Source organism: Pelagerythrobacter marensis (assembly GCF_001028625.1).
Classification (GTDB): Bacteria; Pseudomonadota; Alphaproteobacteria; order Sphingomonadales; family Sphingomonadaceae; genus Pelagerythrobacter; species Pelagerythrobacter marensis.
In genome coordinates this window covers 221,016-244,408 of sequence record NZ_CP011805.1, presented here as the reverse complement: position 1 = coordinate 244,408, position 23,393 = coordinate 221,016, and the positions used below count along the sequence as shown (strand labels likewise).

The following is a 23,393-nucleotide window of genomic DNA, read 5'->3' as shown; positions in this document are numbered from 1 at the left end:
CGGGCCATGTAAACCGGGGGAAACTTTACATGGCTTACGCGCCCCCTGCCGCACCCTCATCTTCACCGGCTGCCTCTTCGGCCCGGGAGAGCAGGGCCTCGGCACTTACCGGCACGTCGCGCACGATTTCATCAACTTCCGACAGCTTGGGCACGCTGCGTCCGCCCACGGTGATTGCAAGGGCATAGGGCCGCCCGGTCCAGATCTGCGGCCCTTCCGCGTCGGCAGGCACGGTATAGGTTTCGCCTTCCGCCATCTGTTTCTGCATCAGCTGATCGCCATTGGCGTCGTAGAACTTGACCCAGGTGTCGTCTTCCAGCGCGGTGAACACGACCGGCCCAGTCGCGGCACTCGCCGCCGGACCGGATGTCTGCTGCGTCCCACCATCCGGCCCCGCCGCATCGGCAACGTCCTGCGGTGCCGCAATCGGCCCGGGCCCGGCACCGGGGAAGAAGTAATCCTTGAAGTAAGCGAACCCGCCCGCGATCAGAAGCAGGGCGGCCAGCGCGCTCAACCAGGCCAGGCCGCGGGTCGGCACGCGCGCCGGATCGCCCGGCTCGAAACTGGCGCTGCGCACCGGTTCGTGCGATCGGGCCCCGCCGGTTTCCTCGCGCACCTGACGCGCGATATCGGCTTCATCCAGCCCCACCGCCTTCGCATAAGTGCGCGAAAAGCCGATGGCGTATGTTCGTGCAGGCAGAGCCTCGAAATCGCCGGCCTCGATCACTTCGAGATGCCGCAGCGGAATGCGCGTTTCGGCGGCCACCTGTTCGACCGTCAGTCCGGCCTTTTCGCGGGCACGGCGGAGACGGTCGCCGGCACCCTCTAGCGGAAGCTCGCCCGGAGATTCGTTTGTTTCGTCCGACATGCGGCCCCTAAAATAGCAGATAGAATACCAGATGTTACCCGGTTCGTTCGGTTGTAAACCGACAAGGGCCGGCGCGCCACCCTGTCAAGCACACGATGTCTGCGGCCCGTAGCTTTGCGACGGATCGCCGCAAACGACAGGTCAGTCGGTATCGATGCCACGCTCGCTGGCCCAGGCCGTAATGGCAGCGCGCATGTCCGGCGGCGGGGCAGAGAGCCAGCCCTGCATGGCCTTTTCCAACTCGCGCAGATCGACCTGGCGCACCAGTTCCTTGATCGGCCCGACTGAAACCGGCGTGATGGAAAGCCGCCGAAAGCCCAGGCCGAGCAAGGCCAGCGCTTCCAGCCGGCGCCCGCCCATTTCTCCGCATACGCCAAGGGCCACTCCGCTTCCGGCGGTGGCCAGCGAAACACGGCGAAGAAACCGCAGGATGGCCGGGCTCAGCCAGTCGTAGCGTTCGGCCAGCTTGGGATTGGCCCGGTCGGCCGCGAACAGGAACTGGGTTAGATCGTTGGTCCCGACCGAAAGGAAGGCAATGCGCGGCAGCAACTGGTCGAGCACTTCGGCCAGCGCCGGAACTTCGAGCATGGCGCCGTAGCGGATCGATTCCGGCAGCAGCTTCTTCTTGCGGCGCAAATGCGCGAGCTGGTTGTCGAACACCGCCTTCGCAGCGTCGAACTCCCACGGTTCGCTGACCATCGGGAACATGACGTAGAGCGCCCGGCCTGCAGCCGCTTCCAGCAGCGCGCGGGCCTGAACTTTCAGCAACCCTTCGCGTTCCAGCGCAAGCCGCAGCGCGCGCCAGCCCATCGCGGGATTTTCATCGTTCTCGAATTCGCTTTCGCGCAAGTATGGCAGGGCCTTGTCGCCGCCGATGTCGACCGTGCGGAAGATCACCGGGCGATCGCCGGCAGCGTCGAGCACGTCGCGGTAGAGGCGGAACTGGCGTTCACGCTGGGGCAGCGTGGCCGAAACGAGGAACTGGAATTCGGTGCGGAACAGCCCGATCCCGTCCGCACCGACGAGCGGCAGAGCCGAGATATCGTCGCGCAGCCCGGCGTTGATCATCACCTCGATCCGGGTGCCGCAGCGAGTGAAGGGTTCGACATCGCGCAATTCGGCATAGAGCGCCTGGCGCTCGCGCGATTTGGCGAAGCGCGTCTCGAACGCATCGACCACCTGCTGTGCCGGGCGGGCAACGGCATTGCCGTTGTCGGCATCGAGCAGGACAAGATCGCCTTCCTGAACCATGCCGCGCAAGCCGCGCACGCGGCCGAGCACCGGAACGCCCATCGCGCGCGCCACGATCACCACGTGCGCGGTCAGCGATCCTTCTTCCAGGATAACGCCCTTCAGGCGCCGCCGGTCGTATTCGAGAAGTTCGGCCGGGCCCAGGTTCCTGGCGATCAGAATGGCATCGCCGCGCAATCCCTGGCTGGCCGCGGTGCCGATCTGGCCGGAAACGATCCGCAGCAGCCGGTTGGCCAGATCTTCCAGATCGTGCATCCGGTCCTGCAACAGGGGATCGTCGATCTCGCGCATACGCATCCGGGTGCGCTGCTGCACGCGCTCGATCGCAGCCTCCGCCGTCAGCCCGGAATCGATTGCCTCGTTGATCCGCCGGCTCCACCCCTCGTCATAAGCGAACATCTTGTACGTCTCGAGGACTTCTTCGTGTTCGCCACCGACGCCGAATTCCGCGCGATCCGCCAGATTGTCGATCTGGTCGCGCATCCGGTCGAACGCGCGATAGACGCGCTGGCGTTCGGCCTCGATATCGTCGGCCATGACCTGATCGATCGTAATGCGCGGCTGGTGATAGACGGCAACGCCGCTGCCCAGCCCCTTGACCAGCGGAAGGCCGGAAACGGTCGCCGGGCCGGTATCGGCGGGGGTCAGGCCGCGCGCTTCCTCTTCATCGATCAGTTCGTTGTTCGAAATCAGCTCCGACAGGACCATCGCCGTGGTCTGGAGCGCCTCGATCTCGACATCTTCGTACCGGCGAGGGTCGACGTGCTGGACGCACAGGACCCCTACCGCCCGTTCACGATAGACGATCGGCACCCCGGCGAAGGAATGGAACTTCTCCTCCCCCGTTTCGGGCCGGTACTGGAAGTCGGGGTGCGCCTTGGCTTCGGCCAGGTTCAGCGTTTCGACATTGTCGGCAATCGTGCCGACCAGCCCTTCGCCGATGGCCATGCGCGTGACATGGACAGCTTCCGCGTTGAGGCCCTGCGTCGCGAACAGTTCCAGCATCCCTTCGCGCAGGAGGTAGATCGAGCAGACCTCGCTATCGAGCGCCTCGGCGATAATGTCGACCACCTGGTCCAGCTTGCCCTGCGCGTGCAGGCGCGAGGCCATAATCTCGTGCAGGCGGGTGAGGATTCGGCGGGCTGCGGCTGCGGCGCTCATGCAGGCGACCTATACCAAAAGCGCGCGAGGGGGAACGCGCTTCGTTGCCGAATTTCGGCGTCGGCGAATTTCACGGTCACCGACGCCCTGTCGTTCTCAGATAATCGTCGCTCTCAGATAGTCGACAGCTCTTCCTTGATCTTGAGCTTCTGCCGCTTGATCGCCTGAATCGTCGCCGCGTCGGGGGATGGCCGGTTAAGCTCGGCGCGCAAGCGCTGCTCAAGCCCGGCATGCTTACTTTGCAAGGCGTTGACGTGAGACGATATCATCGGGTTCTCCTCTGGTTGAAGACCGTGGGGACAGCGACTCGCCTTCGCGGGCGAACCGCGTTTTGTCATAAAACCACAACACTTCCCGCTTGCGAAGTCCCAAGATTGCGCAATTCGACGAGACCGGGCACAGGCGCGTCGAACCGAAGCGAGACGAATCGGACCCGATGAACGAGCAGGAACTGCGCAAGCGACTGGCGACCCTGCGGGTCGAACACCGCGATCTCGATGCGGCGATAGACGCCTTGCGCGCGGCCGGTTCGACCGATCAGCTCCAGCTCGCCCGGCTCAAGAAGCACAAGCTGCGCCTGCGCGATCGCATCGCGGTGATCGAAGACGAGCTGCTGCCCGATATCATCGCCTGATAGCGCGCCGCCCCGTCGAGGCAGAAGCGCCGAATTGCCGTCCCGGTACGACACATGCGCATCCCGCGTGGGATAACCCATGCATGGCGACTGGCGAGGGGCGCGCCACTGCGTTAGCGCTATACGGGCAATGGGCACGCACGCGGACATCAGCCAGGCGATTATCGAAGCGCTTTATGAAGAGGCGCTGATGCTGGCGGACGACGTTCGCGCCACGTTCGACCTGTCGCACAACCACCTTCCCGCCCACGAAAACGATTTCGCCCGTATCGCGCTGTCGGTGGAGGGGCTGCGCACGACCACCAGGATGATGCATGCGCTGGCCTGGCTGCTCAACCGGCGGGCCTATTTCCGGGGCGAGATGAGCGAGTTTCAACTGCGCCGCCACGGCACGCTGCCGCCCGATCGCCCGGCGGACCCGGACAATCTGGATTATCTGTCGCCGCGCATTCGCGAGCTGATCGGCGTGAGCGAAATGCTGCACGCCAGAATCGCCCGGCTCGATCAGGCGTGGCGCGACAGTTTCGAAATGCGGCCCGCGGCCGTGCTGCGGCTGCGCGAAAGGCTGGACCGGGCAGTCGGCGAGATCTAGCCGCCCGCCCCCCGAACTGTCCCGCCCGAACTGTCCCGCCCGAACCGCCCCCGCTAGACCGCGCCCAGCGCCTTGCGCCACCGGGCCAGCCGTTCGTCGCGCCTCTCCGGCGCCAGCGAAGGTTCGAACCGGCGAACCTTGCCCCGCATGGCGAGGACGGCGTCTTCCAGGCTCGGGTGCAGGCCAACGCCGACCGCCGCCAGCATGGCCGCGCCAAAGGCCGTCGTTTCCACGAAGTCCGGCCGTTCCACCCCGATATCCAGCATGTCGGCCAGATCCTGCGCCATCCAGTCGTTGGCGCTCATCCCCCCGTCGATCCGCAAGGTTGCCCAGGGCGCTCCGTCGGCGGCGAAGGCATCGGCTAGATCATGCGTCTGGTGCGCCATCGCCTCCAGCGCGGCGCGGGCAATCTGCGCCCTTCCGCTGGAAAAACTGAGCCCCGCGATCACCCCGCGCGCATCGCTGCGCCAATGCGGAGCGCCCAGCCCCGATAGCGCGGGAACGATCGTTACCTCTCCGCTATCGGGGATCGAGCGTGCGAGCGCCTCCGTCTCCGCGGCAGAGCCGATCAGGCCCAGCGAATCGCGCAGCCACTGCACCAGGCTGCCGGCTACAAAGACCGAACCTTCCAGCGCGAAGCGCCGCTTCCCATCGCGCTGCGTCAAGACCGTCCCCAGCAGGCGATGCGCCGATCGTGGCACGGCGTCACCCTGGTTGGTCAGCACGAATGCCCCCGTGCCGTACGTCCCCTTGGTCTCCCCCGGCGCGAGGCACCCCTGCCCCACCGTGGCCGCCTGCTGATCCCCGGCGAGCCCGCAGATCGGGATTGATGCCCCCAGAACATCGCCGGATGTGCGGGCCAGCATCCCGTGCGTATCGACCACTTCGGCCAGCGCCGCCGGCGGAACGCCGAAAAGCGCGCACAGACCCGGATCGAACTGCGCCCCTTCCAGCGGCAGGAGCAGCGTGCGGCTGGCATTGCTGGCATCGGTGACAAAGGCCCCGCCCGACAGCTTGAACACGAGCCAGCTTTCCACCGTCCCCAGCGCCAGCGCGCGCCGCTCCGCCGCCGCCCGCACGGAAGCCTCGTTATCGAGCAGCCAGCGCATTTTGGTGGCGGAGAAATAGGGATCGAGCAAAAGGCCGGTGCGGCGCTGGACCTCGGCTTCGTGCCCGGCGGCCTTCAGGTCGGCGCACAGCGGGGCGGTGCGCCGATCCTGCCACACGATCGCGCGCGCCAGCGGTTCGCCCGTATTGCGATCCCATGCGACGACGGTTTCCCGCTGGTTGGTAATCCCGATCGCCGCGACTGCCCCACCGCCCCCGGCCTTCGCCAGCACATCCTGCACACAGGCGAGCGTCCGCTGCCAGATCTCGCCCGCATCGTGTTCGACCCAGCCGGGCTGCGGATAGTGCTGGGTCAGCTCGCGCTGGGCCATTTGCAGCAGCGCGCCATCGGCACCGAACAGCATGGCCCGGGTGGAGGTGGTGCCCGCATCGAGGACGAGGATCTGATCTCCCATGCCCGGCATCCTAGCGGCTTTGCCGGTCGGTGCCATAGCCGGCACGGCGAAACTCGACACGGACGCTGCGCGCCCCCATATGGGCCCTATGGCAGGACCGCCCCCCAAACCCTGGCCCACGGGGAAGGCCGAACGGCCCGAACCGCTGGTGCGCCGGCTGCTCGCGCCCAATCCCTCGCCCTATACCTACACCGGTACGCAGACCTACATCGTCGGCGATACCGGGCCGGTCGCGGTGATCGACCCGGGACCTGACGACGATGCCCATATCGCATCGATCCTGGCCGCGCTGGACGGGGCGGAAGTTGCCGCGATCATGTGCACCCATACGCACCGCGACCATTCGCCGGGTGCGCGCCCGCTCGCCGCGGCGACTGGCGCGCCGGTGGTCGGATGCGCTCCGCTGGCGCTGGATCAGGACGTGCTCGACGCCTGGGGCCCGCGCGCGGATGCTGCCTTCGATAGCGGCTATGCCCCCGACCGCGTGATGGAAGATGGCGAGGCGATGACCGGCACCGGCTGGACGCTGCGCGCCGTCCATACCCCCGGCCACACGTCGAACCACCTGTGCTTCGCGCTGGAGGAAACGGGCGCATTGTTCACCGGCGATCACGTGATGGGCTGGTCCACCAGCGTCGTCGTGCCGCCGGATGGCGACATGGGCGAATATATGGGCAGCCTGGAACGCCTGCACGCGCGGGAAGATCGCGTCTATTATCCGGCCCACGGTCCGGCGATCGACAAGCCGCGCCAGCTCGTGCGCGGGATGATCGGCCATCGCCGCCAGCGGGAAAACCAGATTCTGCGCCTTCTGGGCGATGCGCCGCTGGCGGCGGCGGATTTCGTGTCGCGCATGTACAAGGGGCTGGACCCCCGTCTGCACGGTGCGGCGGAAATGAGCGTGACCGCGCACCTGCTGGATCTGGAACGTCGCGGGCTTGTCGGTCGTTCGGGTGATATATGGCAGACCGCATGAAAACGGGCGAACGGCTCGACGAGATTGAACCCGCCGTTTCGCGCGAACGGCCGCTGGCGCTGGTCCAGGGGGTTCCGTGGATGATCGTGATCGCCCTGATCGCGCTCGCCGCATGGCTTGGCTGGCGGGCGTTCTTCTATCAGGAAGAAGGCGATCCGGTCGGCAGCGCGATGCTGGCATTCGAAAAACAGAATTCGCTTACGGTCTTTTCATCGCGGTTCGAAGTCGTCGCCGAAAGCGAGGATACGCGCGGCGTACTGGGCATGCCCGTGCTGCGGTCGCGCCAGGCGATGATCATCCCTGCATCGGTGGAATATCGGCTGGACCTGTCGCAAATGGGGCGCGAACGGATGGAGTGGGAGCCTGAGGCACAGCGGCTGACCGTCCGGCTGCCGCAGCTTCAGACCACCCGCCCCAATCTCGACGAAGCGCAGGCCCGCGTGTTCCAGGACGGCGTGTTCATCACTCGCGATGCCTCGCGCGACCTCAGCCGCAACAATTCGCAGCAGGCGGAACGCAAGGCGACCGAATTTGCCAAGAATCCGCAAGTGCTGGCGCTCGCCCGGACCGCCGCGAAAGAAGCGGTGCGGCAAAACCTGGCGATCCCGCTGCAGGTCGCGGGTTATGAACGCGCGAACGTATCGGTCACGTTCGACGGGGAAGAAACACCTGCGGTTCCCACGCAGTAAGCGCAGGCGGGTACCGCTTCCCCCGCATCCGAAACGAACTCAGGCCAGGCGCCGCGCGTGCCGGAAGTGCGCGTAGCGGTTCAGAAGATCGTGGATCAGCTGCGCGCTGGTGTATCCGGTAACGTCGTGGGTGTGTTCCCCTTCGGAACTGTGCGCCATCGCGCGGAAATGGCGCCGTTCCTCGTCATGTGCCTTCTTCGTTTCGGCCCAGACGAAACTGGGTGCCAGGAACGCGCGGCTGCGAATGGTATAGCGGAACGCACCCCGTTCCCCATGCGGCACTGTCAGTTCCAGCCGGTCGCCTTCCTGCACCAGTTCCGGCGCAAGACCGCGCTGTTGCAGTTCGTTCGCCACTTCGTCGATCGCAGGGCGCGCGATCTGGTTCAGGAAGTGTTCGATCTCGTGCCGGTGGAACAACTGCGTGATCGAAGCGAGGCGCTGTTTCCAGCTCAGTTCCGGGTCGGCCGGCGCGTTGATCGGTTGCGACAGATCGACTGCGGAACCGAGGTCTTCCATCTGCAAGGCCCTGAGCAGGCCGAAACAGATGAACACCATGATCACGGCGAACGGCAGGGCGCTGGCGATGGCCGCCGTCTGCAATGCATCCAGCCCCCCGGCCACCAGCAGAACGGCGGCGATCCCGCCCGCGCTGACCGCCCAGAAGATGCGTTGCCATACGGGCGGATTTTCCGCCCCGCCCGAAGTGATCATATCGATCACCAGCGCGCCCGAATCCGCCGATGTCACGAAGAAGGTGATGACCAGCAGCGTCGCGATCAGCGAAGTGATCGCGGAGAATGGCAACTGGTTCAGCATTTCGAACAGCGCGATCGGCAGATTGTTGGAAACGGTATCCGCGATCGGCGCGACCCCCGTCATGTCCAGATTGATCGCGGTATTGCCGAAGACCGTCATCCACAGGCAAGTGAACAGGACCGGCACCAGCAGCACCCCGGCAACGAACTGGCGGATCGTCCGCCCGCGTGAAATGCGCGCGATGAACATGCCCACGAACGGCGACCAGGCGATCCACCAGCCCCAGTAGAACAACGTCCAGTCGCCCAGCCAGGGATTGGGTTCGTAAGCGTACATGCGGAACGTCCGCTGGACGAACGAAGCCAGATAGGTGCCGATATTCTGCATCAGCGCTTCCAGCAGGAACACGGTGGAACCGGCGAACAGCACGAACAGCAGCAGCAGTACGGCCAGAATTATGTTCAGTTCGGAAAGGCGTTTGACGCCTTTGTCGAGGCCGAGGAACACCGACATCGTGGCAAGGCCGGTGATCACGGCGATCAGGGCCAGTTGGACCGGCGTCCCCACCGGCATCCCGAAGAGATACGCGAAGCCGGCATTGACCTGCAGAACGCCGACCCCCAGCGAAGTCGCCACACCGAACATCGTGCCCAGCACGGCGAACACGTCGACCGTGTGGCCAATCGGGCCATGAATGCGATTGCCGATCAGCGGATAGAGCGCGGAACGGACCGTCAGCGGCAGGCCGCGGCGGAACGAGAAATAGGCCAGCGCCAGCCCGACAACGACGTAGATGCCCCAGGCGTGGAAACCCCAGTGGAAGAACGTCAGCACCAGCGCCTGGCGCGCGGCGTCGACCGTGCCGCCCTCGCCCACCGGGGGCGAGGCATAGTGCTGGATCGGTTCGGCCACGCCGAAGAACACGAGGCCGATCCCCATCCCCGCACTGAACAGCATCGCAAACCACGAAAGATAGCCATATTCGGGCTCGCAATCGTCCGGGCCCAGCTTGATGTCGCCGTAGCGGCTGACCATCAGGAACAGCGCGAAACCGAGAAAGCCGGCCACCGCCGCGATGTAGAACCAGCCGAAGTCGAGCACGATGAACTGCTGGACCTGGCCGAAGACCATACCTGCCCGCTCCGAAAACAGCGCGCCGAACAGCGCGAAGGCCAGGATCAGGCCGGCCGAGGTGAAGAATACGGGGGGATTGACCTTGATGCGCGCGCTCTGCTTCACCGGCGCCGCTTCCTCCAGGATTGGGTCGTTCACGCCTCTCTCCGTTCAGTTCGTCCGTTCAGGAAGGGGGGCACGACCGCGCCTGACAAGCGCGGAAATGGCATGTCGTAGAATATCTCCGCGACAATCGCCCGACCGCTTCCTATATGGCCAGGCATAGGAGACCGGTATGTCGTTTGAAAACAATATCCCCTCCGGCAATGACTTGCTTGCAGAGATCGATCGCCTGCGCAAGGAGCGCAACGCGATCATCCTCGCGCATTACTATCAGACGCCGGACATTCAGGACCTGGCCGATTTCGTCGGCGATTCGCTCGAACTGAGCCGCAAGGCCGCCGAAACCGATGCTGACGTGATCGCGTTCTGCGGGGTCAAGTTCATGGCCGATACGGCCAAGATCCTCAGCCCGGAAAAGATCGTCGTCCTGCCCGATCTCGACGCCGGCTGCTCGCTGGAAGATTCCTGCCCGCCGGAAAAGTTCAAGGCTTTCCGCGAGGCGCACCCCGACCATATCGCGCTGACCTACATCAACTGCTCGACCGAGGTTAAGGCGCTGTCGGACGTGATCGTGACCAGCTCCTCCGCCGAAACGATCATCAGCCAGATCCCCGAAGACCAGCCGATCATCTTCGGCCCCGACCGGCATCTGGGTGGCTATCTCAGCCGCAAGTTCAACCGCGACATGCTGCTCTGGCCCGGTGTATGCATCGTGCACGAGGCGTTCAGCGAAACCGAGCTGCTGAAGCTGAAGGAACAGCACCCCGGTGCCCCGGTCGCTGCCCATCCCGAATGCCCGCCGACGATCATCGACCATGCCGACTATGTCGGTTCGACCAGCGGCATCCTGCAGTTTGCGCGCACGTTCGAAGGCGACACGCTGATCGTCGCCACCGAACCGCACATCATCCACCAGATGGAAAAGGCGCTGCCGGAGAAAAACTTCATCGGCGCACCGGGGGCTGACGGCAACTGTTCGTGCAATATCTGCCCCTACATGGCGCTGAACACGATGGAGAAGCTCTATACCTGCCTGCGCGATCTGGAACCGCGGATCGAGATCGAGGAAGGGCTGCGGCTGAAGGCCAAGCAGAGCCTCGACAAGATGCTCGAAATGGCCAGCGGCACGATCGGCAAGGGCGATCTGGGCAAAGTCTGAACGGCAATCGCCCCCGATCCATGCAACCGATAGCCGCCCCGGGCGTTGAAGCGCCATGAGGGTGGATATTCGCTGGTTCCTGGCCAGGCTCAACGCGAACTACTGGTTCTATCCGGCGCTGTTCGCGCTCGTCGCCGTGCTGCTCGCCTTCGGGCTCATCCAGGTGGACCGGATGGGCGCGGCGGAGTGGCTCAACCGGGTGGAGGCAATCGTCCCCGCCCGGCCGGAAGGCGCGGCCAACATGCTGACGGTCATCGCCGGTTCGATGATCGGCGTGGCCTCCACCGTCTTTTCGATCACGATCGCCGCCGTCGCATACGCCAGCGGCACATACGGCCCGCGCCTGCTGACCAATTTCATGGAGGACAAGGGCAACCAGCTCAGCCTGGCGACCTTCATCGGCACCTTCGTCTATGCGATCACGGTTCTGCGGTCCGTGCGCACCGGCGAAGAACCACCGGCGGGCACGGATCAGGCGATCGCGACCGCGCTGCCCGGCTTCGTGCCGCAGCTTTCGCTGCTGGTCGCTTACCTGCTGATGGCCCTTTCGATCGCGGTTCTGGTCTATTTCCTCAACCACATCCCGTCCTCGATCCGTATCAATTCGGTGCTGGAGGGGATCGGCCGGCGCCTGCTGCGCGACATTGCCGACAATTATCCGGACGATCACAACGGCGGCGAAACGCCGCCCGCGCCGGAAGGGCGCCCGCTGACCGCCCAGGCCACCGGCTACGTCCAGCTGATCGAGTTCGACGAGCTGCAGGAAATCGCGGAGGAGGCCGAATGCCAGATTGCGCTGGAAGTGCGCACCGGCGATTTCGTGCACGCCGGAATGCCCCTGATCCGCATCTGCGAGGGGAGCGTTGACGAACAGGTGGGGGAGAAGCTGCGCGGCGCGTTCACGCTGGGATCGACCCGCACGCCGACGCAGGACCCGCGCTTCCTGATCGACGAACTGGTCGAAATCGGCCTGCGCGCGCTGTCCCCCGGGATCAACGATCCCTTCACCGCCATTACCGCAATCCACTGGCTGGGCGCGGCTATCGCCGAACTCGGCCTGCGCGATCTGAAACGGCGGCGCGAAGATCATCCCGATGGCGACCGGGTCGAGCCGCTGCCGGACACGTTCAATCACTTCCTCCACCGCAGTTTCGGCACCATGCGCAGCGGCGTTGCCGTCAGCCCGGCCGCCGCACTGATCATGTTCAACGCCCTGCGCACGGCGGCAGAGCCGTTGCCCGATCGCGCGCGGAAGGAAATGCTGCGCCTGCAGGGGGAGAAGCTGTACGAGCAGGCCCGCCACTGCCTGGACGGCCCGGATCTCGAAACGATCGAAGACCGCTACGCCACGTTCAGGCAGGCTTTCGCCAACTGAGGATCACCCCCGTTCGGGCGCCACCCGCGCCGCACGCGGTTCGGCCAGCTTGGCGAGCAGGAGCGCGCAGGCGACCAGCAGCATACCCGCCATGTCCGGCAGGCCCAGAACCTCGCCAAAAGCAAACCAGCCCACGGCCGCCGCAATCGCCGGCTGCGTCAGCAGGGCAACACCGATCACCAGCGGCGGAAAATGGCGGAGGGAAAAGACCAGCAACCCCTGCCCGACAAGCTGGCTGGAGATCGCGAGCGCGACCACCGGGGTCCAGCCCGCATCCCCCGGCCACACTGGCTCGCCCAGGAACAGCGCGATCGCCAGCAGGACCGGCGCGGCGACCACGGCGACCATCAGCAGAACCGTCCATTGGCCCAGCGTGGCCCGGGCCCGTTGGGCCGGGATGAGGTAGAAGGCGTAGAAAACCCCGGCGAGCAGGCACAGCAGGTCGCCCACCAGTGTCGCAGCGGAAATTTCGAGGCTGCGCCCCATCAGGATGGCCGCGCCCCCCAATGCCGCCGACAGCGCCAGCCATTCGCGGCCCGCCGGCGCGCGGCGCAGCGCGACAAGGCCCCAGACCATCAGGATCACACTGCCCGAATTGCCGAACAGCGTGGAATTCGCCAGCCGCGTGCGCTCGATCCCGATATGCCAGCTGGCCAGATCGAGCGCGAAGAACAGGCCCGCTGCCGCAACCATCAGTGCGGTGCGCCGGTTTAGCGGCCCCGGCGTCCGCCCGCGCCAGGCCAGCAGCGCCAGCAAGGGAATGGGCAGAAGCATTCGCCAGAAGCCGGCGGCGACAGGCCCGGTGTCGGCCAGCCTGACCAGCCAGGGCCCGAGCGCGAGCGCGACGTTGCCGGCCATCAGCGCGAGAAAGTGCCACGCCCCGACCTGAAAGTTTTTCTCTGCTACCGATTCGGTTGTCAGCGTCATGGCGGGCACCTAGCTCCAATCGTTCGAAGCCACAGCAAAAAGGGCTGACGCGATGCACGAAAACCTGTTCCAACCGTTGACGATGGGCGCGATCGACGCCCCCAACCGGATAGTCATGGCCCCGCTGACCCGCGGGCGTGCCGATGTGCCCGGGGTTGTCCCCAATCCCATGATGGCGACATATTACCGCCAGCGCGCGAGCGCGGGACTGATCATCAGCGAAGCCACCGGGATCAGCGTGGAAGGATCGGGCTGGCCTGCCGCGCCGGGCGTGTGGAGCCAGGAACAGGTCGAAGGCTGGAAAGCCGTCACCCGCGCCGTGCATGACGAAGGCGGCCGGATCGTTTTGCAATTGTGGCACATGGGCCGTCTGGTCCATCCCGATTTTCTCGACGGCGCGCCGCCCGTTTCCGCCAGCGCGACGACCGCGCCCGGCCACGCCCATACGTATGACGGGCGCAAGGATTACGAACCGGCCCGCGCGCTTTCGATCGAAGACATCGCCCGCGTGGTGGAAGATTATCGCAAGGCTGCGCAGAACGCGAAAGATGCCGGCTTCGACGGGGTCCAACTGCACGGCGCGAACGGCTATCTGGTCGACCAGTTCCTGCGCGACGGCACCAATCACCGCGACGACGAATACGGCGGATCGCCGGAAAACCGCGCGCGCTTCCTGCGCGAGGTTCTGTCCGCGCTCGTCGATGTCTGGGGCGCGGAACGCGTGGGCCTGCGCCTCAGCCCAAATGGCGAAACGCAGGGCTGCGACGACAGCGATCCGGCGGCCACTTTCGCCGCGGCAGCGAACGTCGCCCAATCGCTGGGGATCGCCTTCCTCGAACTGCGCCAGCCCGGCCCCGATGGCACTTTCGGCAGCACCGATGTGCCCAAGCAGGACGACCTGATCCGCAAGATCTACACCGGCCCGCTGATCCTCAATTCCGACTATTCGCCCCAGGAGGCATCGAGCGATGTCGCCAGCGGGCGGTGCGATGCCGTCAGTTTCGGTCGCCCCTTCATTTCCAATCCCGACCTGCCCCAGCGCATCGCGCAGGGTGCGGACCTGGCACCGAACAAGGGCGTACCGCAGAGCTGGTACGGAAGCGGCCCGGAAGGCTACGTCGACTACCCCACGCTTCAGGAAGAACAAGTCTCGGCCTAGTTGCGATGAAACGAAGTTCGTACCGCTGAAGGATTGTCGCCCTGAACGCATTTCAGCGTGACGGGCGACAGCATCGAACTTCAAGCTGGGACACGACGTTGGGTCCCAAGGGGCCACCATGGATCCCCGCCTTCGCGGGGATGACAAGGAAGGTGTGGTTCGAGAACGATGGCCGCTTGTCATCGCTGAACTTGTCATTCCCGCGAAAGCGGGAATCCATGACCCGGCCTGCCCACCGGCTTAGCGGTTCAGGTCATACCAAAGATCCCGCCCTATTCCTGGCCGTCGCTCGTTCCGTCTTCATCGGATGCGGGCGGTTCGGGTTCGTTCGGTTCCCCGGCGGTCTGGGTGGCGGGCTCGCGATCCTGCGGTGCATCGTCGTCCGAACCATCCGATGCCGTTTCGCTGTCGCCGGCACCGTTGTTGCCGCCTTCCCCATCGGGATCGGTGCGCAGCGGCGGCGATTGCGAGCGGGTCGTGTCCAGCGGCAGCATCTCGTCGCTGATCGTCCCGCCCAGCACTTCGCCTTCCGCATCGCCGGTTCCGGCGGTGTCGTCCGTCTGGTCGCCGCAAGCGGCAAGCGCGACTGCGAGCGCGGCAGCAGCCGCCATCCTGTGCATCATCGTTTCACTCCACAAGCGCGTGCGAGCCCATCCAGAAATCCCGGCGCGCGCGCTTCCAATGCCTTATCCCATTCATCCGGCGCAACCGCGATTCCCAATCGTTCGAGGCTGGTGACGCCGTATTCGGCAATGCCGCATGGCACGATCCCTGCGAAATGCGACAGATCGGGCGCCAGGTTCACCGCGAACCCGTGCATCGTGACCCAGCGCCTCACCCGCACGCCGATGGCCCCGATCTTGGCTTCCGAACCGTCGATATCGCGGGTCCAGATGCCGATGCGCCCTTCGGCCCGCCAGGCGTCCACACCAAAATCCGCCAGTGTGTCGATCACCCATCCTTCGATCGCATGAACGAAACAGCGCACGTCCTTGCCCCGCCGGTTGAGGTCGAGCAGGACGTAGCCGATCCGCTGGCCCGGCCCGTGATAGGTGTACCGGCCGCCGCGCCCCGCTTCGACCACTTCGAACCGCGGATCGAGCATTTCGGCGGCTGCGGCGCTGGTTCCCGCGGTATAGACCGGTGGATGTTCGAGCGACCAGATCAGTTCGCGCGCTTCGCCCGCGGCGATGGCGCGATTGCGCACCTCCATCCGGTCGAGCGCCTCGCGATAGGGCACCTGCCCGCTTTCGCACCGCCATTCGATGTCGCTTGGGATATTGCCTGACATTGCCGATTGCGTGGCGTGCCTTGCAGGGCTTATCAAGGGGGAAGGCAAAAACACGAGGGGTTCGACGATGAAATTCGATATGGGACGCGCCTGGAGCGAAGCCACGGCACTGCTCGGCGCCAACAAGGAACTGCTCGCGGTAATCGCCGGCATCTTTATCTTTCTGCCCAATCTGGCGCTGGCCATGCTGGTCCCGGATATGATGCAGGGGCCGGCCGAGGTCGATCCCGAAAATCCCATGGCCACGATGCAGGCCTTCTACGCAGAAAACGGGATCTGGTTCTTCCTTCTGGCGATCGTGCAGGCTGTCGGCTCGCTTTCGCTGATCGCGATGCTGCACGACCGGCGCCCCACTGTGGGTGAGGCGATCCGAACCGGTCTGGTCACATTGCTGCCCTATCTTGCGGCGCAGCTGATCGTCGTGCTCGGGCTGGCTATCGTTCTGGGTGTGCCCGTGGGCCTCGCGGCGGGCGTCGGCGGCGCCGCGCTGGGTGTGATCGTGGGCCTGATCGCCGCGATCGCGCTGATCTATATCATGGTGAAGGTTTCGCTGGTGTCGCCGGAGATGGTGCTTGGCGGAACGCTCAACCCCATTGCCGCGCTGCGCAATTCGTGGCGGCTGACGAAAGGCAACAGCCTGCGACTGTTCGCGTTCTATCTGCTGCTCGGGATCGGGGTGGCCGTGGTTGCCATGGTCATCGGCATGGTGTCCGGCCTGTTCGTCGCCATGCTGGGCCAGAACACGGCCGGCCTGCTGATCGGCGGGGCGTTGAACGGCGTGCTCGCGGCGATCTGGAGCGTGCTGATCGTGTGCGTGATCGCCGCGGTGTACAAACAGCTTTCAGGGCCTTCGACCGAAGCGGTCAGCGAAACTTTCGAATAAGGGATTGGGCCGGGCGGTCGCGGTCCGCAGCGCGGATCAGGCCGCCTCGCCCTTCCAGCCCCAGAAAAGCTGGCACGGCAGGACATTCCACAGTTCGAACCCCTGTTCGATCCGGGCGAAGTGCTTGACCATGTAATCGCGGGCCTTCGCGCTGAACTGATAGACCAGGAATGCACCGCCCGGCCGCAGAACGTCGTGCGTCGCCTGCGCTATGGCCGGGCCAACGCCATCAGGCAGGGTCGAAAACGGCAGGCCGGATAGCACGTAGTCCGCTTCCTCATACCCGATCGCGCGGACGATTTCCTGCACGTCCGCTGCCGAACCGTGAACTGCGACGAAGCGTCCATCGGTGATCGTGCGCTTGAGATAATCGATATAGAGCGGGTTGGTATCGATCACGAGCAGCTTGCCATCACGCGGCAGCCGTTCCAGCACCGGGCGGCAGAACGTGCCGACGCCGGGGCCGTATTCCACGAACAGCTTGCATTCTTCCCACTTCACCGGGTCCAGCATCTTGCGGATCGTGAAGCGGGATGACGGGATGATCGATCCCACCATCCTCGGGTGTTCGACAAATCCCCGGAAAAACACACCCCACTGGCCGAACAGCCGGCCCATACGGTCGCGGAGCCGGGTGCGCGGCGAAACCGCCAGATCATTATAATTGGACAAGAAAAATGCCTCGCTCGATTGCGTTGGTGCCAAGCTGCCGCAATCGCGCGCCGTTTGCAAATCGGCGGGCATATTGCAAGCATCGCGCGCCCGGCCTAGCCCGGCCTGCGATGAGCGACCGCGACTCCGCCCCCGAACCGCAGATTCTGCAGGCCCCCCTTCCCCCCGCCCCGCCGCTCGGCATTTCGCGCGGCCGGATGACCCTGCTGTTCCTGGTCATGCTGGTTACTGCGGCGGGCAATACCGCGATGCAATCGGTCATGCCCTCCGTCGGCACCGCCCTGGGCGTGGCGGACGTGTGGATTTCGATCGCCTATACGTGGTCCGCGCTACTGTGGGTGATTTTCGCCCCGATATGGGCCCGCCGCTCCGACCGCCGGGGGCGCAAGGCGATGATGGCGATCGGGCTTGGCGGCTTTATCGCCTCGTTCGCGTTGTGCGGCCTTGTCCTGATGTTCGGCCTGGCCGCCGCAATCCCGGCGGCAGCCACGCTGATCTTCTTCGCCGCCGCGCGCAGCCTCTATGGCGGCTTCGGATCTGCCGCACCGCCGGCGGTGCAGGCTTACGTCGCAAGCCGGACGCCGCGTTCGGAACGGACCAAGGCAATGGCGCTGATCGCATCCAGCTTCGGGCTGGGCACGGTGATCGGCCCGGCCCTGGCACCGCTGCTGATCTTCCCCGCCACCGGGCTGGTCGGGCCGTTCTTCGCCTTCGCGGCGGTCGGGGTTGCGGTGCTGGTCGCGCTGCGCCTGCGGCTGCCCAACGATGCGCCCAGCTTCGCCGCGCGCGGCAATGTCGTGGCCGCCCCCTTCAGCGCCAATTCGAACCCCGCCGTGGGCCGGGGCGACGATGACGGTAGCGAGAGCGACGACGTAGCGGCAACGACGGACGCAGGCGGTGCTGCACCATCGGATGGAACCGTCGGCGCAGCGGCGATACCCGACCTTTCATGGCGCGATCGGCGATTGCGCCCGTGGGTGGTCGCGGGCCTTCTGGGCGGACATGCCCAGGCCGCGACGTTGGGAATTATCGGGTTCTTCATCCTCGACCGGCTGGGTCTGCGGGACGATCCCGCCGCCGGCACCGGCCCGATCGGCCTGATCCTGATGTGCGGCGCGATCGCCACCCTGTTGGCGCAGTGGGGCCTGATCCCGATGCTCAAACTGGGCCCGCGTGCCTCGACCTTGTGGGGCATGGCGCTGGCCATTGTCGGCGTTCTGGGCTTTTCGGTAGCGCAGAACCTGCACGCGATCGCGCTCGGGTTCGCCGTCGCTTCACTCGGTTTCGGCCTCTACCGGCCCGGCTTTACCGCCGGGGCCTCGCTTGCCGTCACCCGGCAGGAACAGGGCCAGATCGGCGGCATCGTCGCTTCGGTCAACGGTGCGGCCTATGTCGTCGCGCCCGCGATCGGAGTCTGGCTTTATGGCCATCATCAGTGGATCGGCTTTGCCGCGATCTGCCTTCTGTGCGCCGCCGTCTTCGTGCTCGGCTATCGCTCGCTCGATGCCGATGCGGTTCTGGAGGGGCGCGCAGCGGCAGAAGACGGTTAGAGGATTTCGTCGACCGCTTCCTTCGGGCGGCACAGGCGCACACCCTTTTCCGTTTCGACCAGCGGACGTTCGATCAGCCGCGGATCATCGGCCATCGCATCCAGCACCTGGTCGTCGCCCGCGTCGGGTAGTCCGCGCTCCGCAGCATCCGTGCCGCGCAGGCGCAACCCCTCACGCGGGGACATTCCGGCATCGCGATAGAGCTGGGCCAGCTTGTCCCGGCTCGGCGGAGTCTTGAGGTATTCGACCACCGTCAGGTCGATATCCTCCCGCGCTTCCAGAATGGCCAGCGTATTGCGCGACGTTCCGCATTTGGGGTTGTGCCAGATGGTTGCCTTCATCGTCGCTCTCCTGAAATTCGCAGTGCTGCCAGCTCCCTAGCGCCATCGCTCGTGGCGGAAAAGTCACAGCGGCGCCATTTCCCTGCGACTGCGGCAGATGTCGATTGCTATTGCGAGGGCGTTGCAATAGCGGCGCCGCCAATCATCCGCTGCCCCTTGCACAGGAAACCACCATGACACGTTACGCACTCCGCTCCGCGCTGATGGCAGGCATAGCCGCAATGGCCGCCCCGGGCCTCGCATCGGACGAGGCGTCGTCGGCCCCATCGGGCGACCGCGACTATCTGCCCAGCGAAATCGTGGTGACGGGTACGGCGGATGGTTATCGCCTCGACGACGGGTCGACGGCTACCAAGACCCCCACCCCGCTGATCGACGTGCCGCAGGGGGTGAACTTTCTGACCGCCGACCAGCTGGAAGACCAGTCCGTCCGCCAGTTGAACGAAGCGCTGCGTTATGTTCCCGGCGTCAGCCTGGAAACGGGCGAAGGGCACCGGGACGAAGTGTTCATCCGGGGCCAGGAAACCACCGCCGATTTCTATCTCGACGGCCTGCGCGACGATGCGCAGTACTATCGTTCGCTCTACAATATCGAGCGGGTGGAAGTGCTGAAGGGCGCCAATGCCCTGATCTTTGGGCGCGGTGCGGGGGGCGGCGCGGTCAACCGGGTCAGCAAGACAGCGCGCGCGGGCGAAACCTTTCTGAACGGGCAGGCTTCGGTCGATACGTTCGGTGCCTTCGCCCTGCTCGCAGACCTCAACCAGCCGCTCGCCGACAATGTCGCGCTGCGCGTGAACGGCACGTACGAGGAATTCGACAGTCACCGCGATTTCTACGAAGGGCGATTCATCGGGATCGCGCCGACGCTGACGGCGCAACTGGGGCCGCAAACGCGCGTGACCGCCAGCTACAGCTACGACGACGATAGCCGTGTCACCGATCGCGGCATCCCCTCGTTCATGGGCGAACCGCTGCGCGGGTACGACGATACATTCTTCGGCGATCCCGAGTTCAATCGCTCGCGCGCCAAGGTTCACATCGCGCGTATGCGGCTGGACCATAGCTTCGCCGAGGGGTTGAGCGCCAACGCCAGCGTGCAATACGCCGATTACGACAAGATCTATGCCAACATCGTGCCTTCCGGCACCGATGGGCAGAGCGTGACGCTGGGCGGATACCAGGACGCGACCGAACGTGAGAACGTGATCGGGCAGGCCAACCTTGTCTGGCAAACCGGCGGGGACGGGATCGGCTCGACCCTGCTTGTCGGGGTAGAGGCCACGCGGCAGGATACGCTGAACGCCCGCCGCACGGTGGATTTCACGACCACCAATCAGGTGCCGCTGGCGGAGCGGATCGCGATTCCCGCATTCACGCTGGCCCCCACCAGCCGCTCGCGCGATAGCCAGCTCGAAACGCTGTCCGCCTACTTGCAGGAACAGCTTCGCATCGGCCAGCACGTCGAAATCGTGGCCGGGCTGCGCTGGGATCGCTTCGACCTTCAGACCACCGATCTGATCGGCGGGACGCCGGGCGACCGGGTGGACGAGAAAGTCAGTCCGCGTCTGGGCCTGATCGTCAAGCCCGACACGCGGCTGTCGCTTTACGCCAGTTTCGCCGAAAGCTTCCTGCCGCAGGCGGGCGACCAGTTCCTGATCCTCAGCCCCGGCGACACTGCGTTCGAGCCTGAGAAGTTCACCAATTACGAAATCGGCCTGAAATGGTCGCCGCTAGACGATCTGCTGATAACGGCAGCGGCGTTCCGCCTCGATCGCACCAACACGCAGGCACCGGCCCCCGATCGGCCGGGCGTCGTGGTACTGGCTGGCGAAAGCCGGGTGGAAGGGTTCGAAATCGGCGCTGCCGGGTCGGTGACCGATTTCTGGCAGGCGAATATCGGCTACACCTATCTCGATGGCGAGTTGCGGACGACGTCCGACTTCGGCACCGCGGGTGCCCGTTTGCAGCAGCTTCCGCGCCACCATATCGCCGCCTGGAACCGCTTCGACCTCAACGACAGGCTCGGCTTCGGGCTTGGTGTTGTTCATCAGTCGGAACAATACGCAAGCTTTTCCAACACCGTCGTTCTGCCCGCGTACTGGCGGGTCGATGCCGCTGCCTACTTTACCGTCAACGAGGCTGTTTCCGTGCAGCTCAACATCGAAAACCTGTTCGACGAAACCTATTACCCGAGCGCGCACGGTAACAACAATATTCAGCCGGCCGAACCGTTCAGCGCCCGCATCGGCGTGCGGTTCGCGCTGTAACGGCTGCCCCGGCAGGAACGGCGGCGTTCAATCCCCCTCGGCGGGATCGGGCGCCGCCATCGCCGGCACTTCTCTCGCCGCGTCTTCGGCGCTGATTCCCGGTGCGGGCGCGGCACTGATCCGTTCGAGCCGGCGCGCCACACGCCCTGCCCGCTGAACCGCCCGAACGAGACGGGGATAGACACCGCACCGGCAGAGATTGGGGATCGCCGCCTTGATCTCGCTGTCCGAAGGATCGGGATTTCTGGCGATCAGCGCGGCAGCGGCCATCGCGATACCCGGCGTACAGAACCCGCACTGAATTGCCTGTTCCGCGACCAGCGCCTGCTGCACAGGGTGCGACCGGTCGCGGCTGAGCCCTTCGATCGTGGTGACGAACCGCCCCTCCGCCTCTGCCAGAGTGATCAGGCAACTGCGCAGCGCCTCACCATCGACGATCACCATGCAGGCGCCGCAATCGCCCACGCCGCACCCGTACTTGGTGCCCGTCAGGTTGGCCGCATCGCGCAGCGCCCACAACAGCGGGGTTTCGGGGTCCATCGCAAATTCGACGGGCCGGTCGTTGACGGTGAGCGCGGTCATGCGATGCCTGGGTCGGTGTCCTTTGCGGCAGCTATCGCACAGCCACGGCGGCGCGCACAAGCTTCCCGCTAGGCAGGGCGCGATCGGGCGGCTATCGGCGGAACCATGAACGAGACGGCCAAGTTGACGCGCGGATCGATCCGCGGCCATCTCGTACAACAGACGCTGCCGATGGTCGTGGGCGTCGCCGCGATCATGTCGGTGGGCTTGGTCGATGCCTACTTCATCGGCCAACTGGGCAGTGCGGAGCTGGCCGCGGTCGCTTTCGTCTTTCCCGTGACCATCGCCCTTTCCAGCCTGGGTGTCGGCGTGATGGTAGGGGTCAACGCCGTGATCGCCCGCGCGCTGGGCGAAGGGGATGTCGATCGGGCCGCGCGGCGGGCCAATTTCGGCGCCGTCTTCGCGGTTGGCCTGGGGCTCGCGCTCGGCTGCGCGCTATATCTTCTGCTCGATCCGCTGTTTCGGATGATGCAGGCCAGCGAGCAGCTTCTACCGCTGATCCGCGCCTATATGGTGCCCTTCTCGCTCGGCATGCCGATCCTGCTGTTGCAGATGGCGCTCAACGGCGTGCTGCGCGGCCAGGGCGAAGCGCGCAAGACTTTCCTCGTCTCGCTTTCCTATGCCGCGGCCAACTGGGTTCTCGACCCGCCGCTGATTTCCGGCGCGTTCGGATTTGCCGGGTTCGGCATCGCCGGGGCCGCTTACGCGACGATCGCCGGTTATGGCCTCGCGATCGCCATGGCGCTGTGGCTGATTGCCCGGACCGCACTGCCGATCAGGCCCGCACTGATCCGCGAATGCCGCTTTGCCGAATCCGCCCGCGCGATCGTGCGTGTGGCCGCGCCGGCGGCCTTTTCCAATGCCATCAACCCCATCGGGCTGTCTGTCCTGACCGCACTGCTCGCCTCGCAAGGGGAAGCGGCGGTGGCGGGTTTCGGCGCTGCCGGGCGGTTACAGAGCTTCGCTGTCGTCCCGCTGCTCGGCCTGTCGGGTTCGATCGGCGCGATCGTGGGGCAGAACTGGGGCGCGGGCCGCGCGGACCGGGCCAGCCGTGCAATGCGCGAAGCCGGTGCATTCTGCATAGTCTATGGCTTCGCCCTGGCGCTGGTGCTGTTCGCCGCCGGGGAATGGTTCGCCGGCTTTTTCACGGCTGATCCTGCGGTCGTCGCCGAATTCGACAGCTATCTGCGCATCGCGGCCTGGGGCTATGCCGGCTTCGGCCTGTTGATCGTGGCCAACGGGGCGCTCAACGCGGTCGACAGGGCAAGCTGGGCCCTGTTGCAAAGCTTCGCCCGGGTGTTCCTGATCATGCTGCCAGTGGGCTGGGTGCTGCGCCCGGCATGGGGTGCGGAATCGATCTATGCCGCTGAGCTGGCGGCGAACCTGATCGGGGGCGCGATCGCCCTCTATGTCGTCGCACGGGCCCTGCGGAAGACCGCCACCTCCCGGTGACATTTCGTTAACCATCTAAGTCCATACCGCTCGCCATTATCCGGGGGCA

At 65.5% G+C, this 23,393-nt stretch carries 22 protein-coding genes; 11 read left to right on the top strand and 11 right to left on the bottom strand.

The genetic code is table 11. The features are described from left to right. Window positions 1-34 precede the first annotated feature (34 nt). The 3 genes from AM2010_RS01245 to AM2010_RS13895 all read right to left on the bottom strand — a co-directional run bounded on the left by AM2010_RS01245 (window position 35) and on the right by AM2010_RS13895 (window position 3,549). Window positions 35-868 carry a helix-turn-helix domain-containing protein gene (locus tag AM2010_RS01245; protein ID WP_047805532.1) on the bottom strand — a complete coding sequence of 278 codons (834 nt, stop codon included), beginning with the start codon at window positions 866-868 and terminating at the stop codon, window positions 35-37. Window positions 869-1,009: 141 nt separating this feature from the next. Further along, the gene (gene ptsP / locus AM2010_RS01240) at window positions 1,010-3,280 is read right to left on the bottom strand and encodes a phosphoenolpyruvate--protein phosphotransferase (protein WP_047805531.1); all 2,271 of its coding nucleotides are present in this window, start codon (window positions 3,278-3,280) and stop codon (window positions 1,010-1,012) included. Between the two features lie 113 nt (window positions 3,281-3,393). Further along, window positions 3,394-3,549: a YdcH family protein gene (locus AM2010_RS13895; RefSeq protein WP_082132758.1), complete on the bottom strand. Its 156-nt coding sequence runs from the start codon at window positions 3,547-3,549 to the stop codon at window positions 3,394-3,396. Between the two features lie 167 nt (window positions 3,550-3,716). Here AM2010_RS13895 and AM2010_RS01235 point away from each other — a divergent pair, with 167 nt between their 5' ends. Then, window positions 3,717-3,914 carry a YdcH family protein gene (locus AM2010_RS01235; RefSeq protein ID WP_047807584.1) on the top strand — a complete coding sequence of 66 codons (198 nt, stop codon included), beginning with the start codon at window positions 3,717-3,719 and terminating at the stop codon, window positions 3,912-3,914. 130 nt (window positions 3,915-4,044) lie between these two features. Next, entirely contained in the window at window positions 4,045-4,506 is a 462-nt protein-coding gene (locus AM2010_RS01230) for a DUF1465 family protein (protein ID WP_047805530.1), read from the top strand. A 53-nt stretch (window positions 4,507-4,559) separates the two neighbouring features. Here AM2010_RS01230 and AM2010_RS01225 read toward each other — a convergent pair whose 3' ends face one another. Next, on the bottom strand, window positions 4,560-6,029 hold the full coding sequence (locus tag AM2010_RS01225) for a glycerol kinase (RefSeq protein WP_047805529.1): 1,470 nt from the start codon (window positions 6,027-6,029) through the stop codon (window positions 4,560-4,562). A gap of 88 nt (window positions 6,030-6,117) precedes the next feature. Between AM2010_RS01225 and AM2010_RS01220 the strand changes: the two genes are divergently transcribed. Together AM2010_RS01220 and AM2010_RS01215 are read left to right on the top strand one after the other, a co-directional pair. After that, the gene (locus AM2010_RS01220) at window positions 6,118-7,005 is read left to right on the top strand and encodes an MBL fold metallo-hydrolase (RefSeq protein ID WP_047805528.1); all 888 of its coding nucleotides are present in this window, start codon (window positions 6,118-6,120) and stop codon (window positions 7,003-7,005) included. Next, a complete protein-coding gene (locus AM2010_RS01215) occupies window positions 7,002-7,694 on the top strand; it encodes a DUF4230 domain-containing protein (protein ID WP_236699480.1) in 693 nt (230 codons plus the stop codon). The genes AM2010_RS01220 and AM2010_RS01215 overlap by 4 nt, the downstream gene beginning before the upstream one ends. A gap of 39 nt (window positions 7,695-7,733) precedes the next feature. Here AM2010_RS01215 and AM2010_RS01210 read toward each other — a convergent pair whose 3' ends face one another. After that, complete coding sequence (locus AM2010_RS01210; protein WP_201784060.1) at window positions 7,734-9,722, bottom strand: BCCT family transporter; 1,989 nt, start codon at window positions 9,720-9,722, stop codon at window positions 7,734-7,736. Between the two features lie 136 nt (window positions 9,723-9,858). On the opposite strand from AM2010_RS01210, the gene nadA reads away from it, so the two are divergent. Together nadA and AM2010_RS01200 are read left to right on the top strand one after the other, a co-directional pair. After that, complete coding sequence (nadA, locus tag AM2010_RS01205; protein WP_047805526.1) at window positions 9,859-10,845, top strand: quinolinate synthase NadA; 987 nt, start codon at window positions 9,859-9,861, stop codon at window positions 10,843-10,845. 55 nt (window positions 10,846-10,900) lie between these two features. Next, complete coding sequence (locus AM2010_RS01200) at window positions 10,901-12,220, top strand: DUF2254 domain-containing protein (RefSeq protein WP_047805525.1); 1,320 nt, start codon at window positions 10,901-10,903, stop codon at window positions 12,218-12,220. 3 nt (window positions 12,221-12,223) lie between these two features. Here AM2010_RS01200 and AM2010_RS01195 read toward each other — a convergent pair whose 3' ends face one another. Further along, window positions 12,224-13,147 carry a DMT family transporter gene (locus AM2010_RS01195; protein ID WP_047805524.1) on the bottom strand — a complete coding sequence of 308 codons (924 nt, stop codon included), beginning with the start codon at window positions 13,145-13,147 and terminating at the stop codon, window positions 12,224-12,226. A gap of 52 nt (window positions 13,148-13,199) precedes the next feature. Between AM2010_RS01195 and AM2010_RS01190 the strand changes: the two genes are divergently transcribed. Beyond that, window positions 13,200-14,306 carry an alkene reductase gene (locus AM2010_RS01190; protein ID WP_047805523.1) on the top strand — a complete coding sequence of 369 codons (1,107 nt, stop codon included), beginning with the start codon at window positions 13,200-13,202 and terminating at the stop codon, window positions 14,304-14,306. Between the two features lie 272 nt (window positions 14,307-14,578). Here the strand turns inward: AM2010_RS01190 and AM2010_RS01185 are convergent, their stop codons facing one another. After that, complete coding sequence (locus tag AM2010_RS01185) at window positions 14,579-14,929, bottom strand: hypothetical protein (RefSeq protein WP_047805522.1); 351 nt, start codon at window positions 14,927-14,929, stop codon at window positions 14,579-14,581. Next, entirely contained in the window at window positions 14,926-15,597 is a 672-nt protein-coding gene (gene lipB / locus AM2010_RS01180) for a lipoyl(octanoyl) transferase LipB (protein WP_047805521.1), read from the bottom strand. Before lipB ends, AM2010_RS01185 begins: the two co-directional genes overlap by 4 nt. Window positions 15,598-15,664: 67 nt before the next feature. Between lipB and AM2010_RS01175 the strand changes: the two genes are divergently transcribed. After that, the gene (locus AM2010_RS01175; protein WP_047807582.1) at window positions 15,665-16,480 is read left to right on the top strand and encodes a DUF7847 domain-containing protein; all 816 of its coding nucleotides are present in this window, start codon (window positions 15,665-15,667) and stop codon (window positions 16,478-16,480) included. A gap of 36 nt (window positions 16,481-16,516) precedes the next feature. On the opposite strand, the gene AM2010_RS01170 is transcribed toward AM2010_RS01175, so the two are convergent. Further along, window positions 16,517-17,098, bottom strand: coding sequence for a class I SAM-dependent methyltransferase (locus AM2010_RS01170; RefSeq protein WP_047807581.1), 582 nt, complete (start codon window positions 17,096-17,098; stop codon window positions 16,517-16,519). 164 nt (window positions 17,099-17,262) lie between these two features. On the opposite strand from AM2010_RS01170, the gene AM2010_RS01165 reads away from it, so the two are divergent. Further along, entirely contained in the window at window positions 17,263-18,702 is a 1,440-nt protein-coding gene (locus AM2010_RS01165; RefSeq protein WP_338047410.1) for an MFS transporter, read from the top strand. Here AM2010_RS01165 and arsC read toward each other — a convergent pair. Continuing rightward, window positions 18,699-19,043 (bottom strand): arsenate reductase (glutaredoxin), encoded by a 345-nt coding sequence (gene arsC / locus AM2010_RS01160; protein WP_047805520.1) that lies wholly within the window; start codon window positions 19,041-19,043, stop codon window positions 18,699-18,701. The two genes, AM2010_RS01165 and arsC, sit on opposite strands and share 4 nt — an antisense overlap. A gap of 173 nt (window positions 19,044-19,216) precedes the next feature. On the opposite strand from arsC, the gene AM2010_RS01155 reads away from it, so the two are divergent. Continuing rightward, on the top strand, window positions 19,217-21,310 hold the full coding sequence (locus tag AM2010_RS01155; protein WP_047807579.1) for a TonB-dependent receptor: 2,094 nt from the start codon (window positions 19,217-19,219) through the stop codon (window positions 21,308-21,310). 27 nt (window positions 21,311-21,337) lie between these two features. Here AM2010_RS01155 and AM2010_RS01150 read toward each other — a convergent pair whose 3' ends face one another. Then, entirely contained in the window at window positions 21,338-21,892 is a 555-nt protein-coding gene (locus AM2010_RS01150) for a (2Fe-2S)-binding protein (protein ID WP_047805519.1), read from the bottom strand. Between the two features lie 105 nt (window positions 21,893-21,997). Here AM2010_RS01150 and AM2010_RS01145 point away from each other — a divergent pair, with 105 nt between their 5' ends. Further along, window positions 21,998-23,344, top strand: coding sequence for an MATE family efflux transporter (locus AM2010_RS01145; protein ID WP_047805518.1), 1,347 nt, complete (start codon window positions 21,998-22,000; stop codon window positions 23,342-23,344). Window positions 23,345-23,393: the final 49 nt, after the last annotated feature.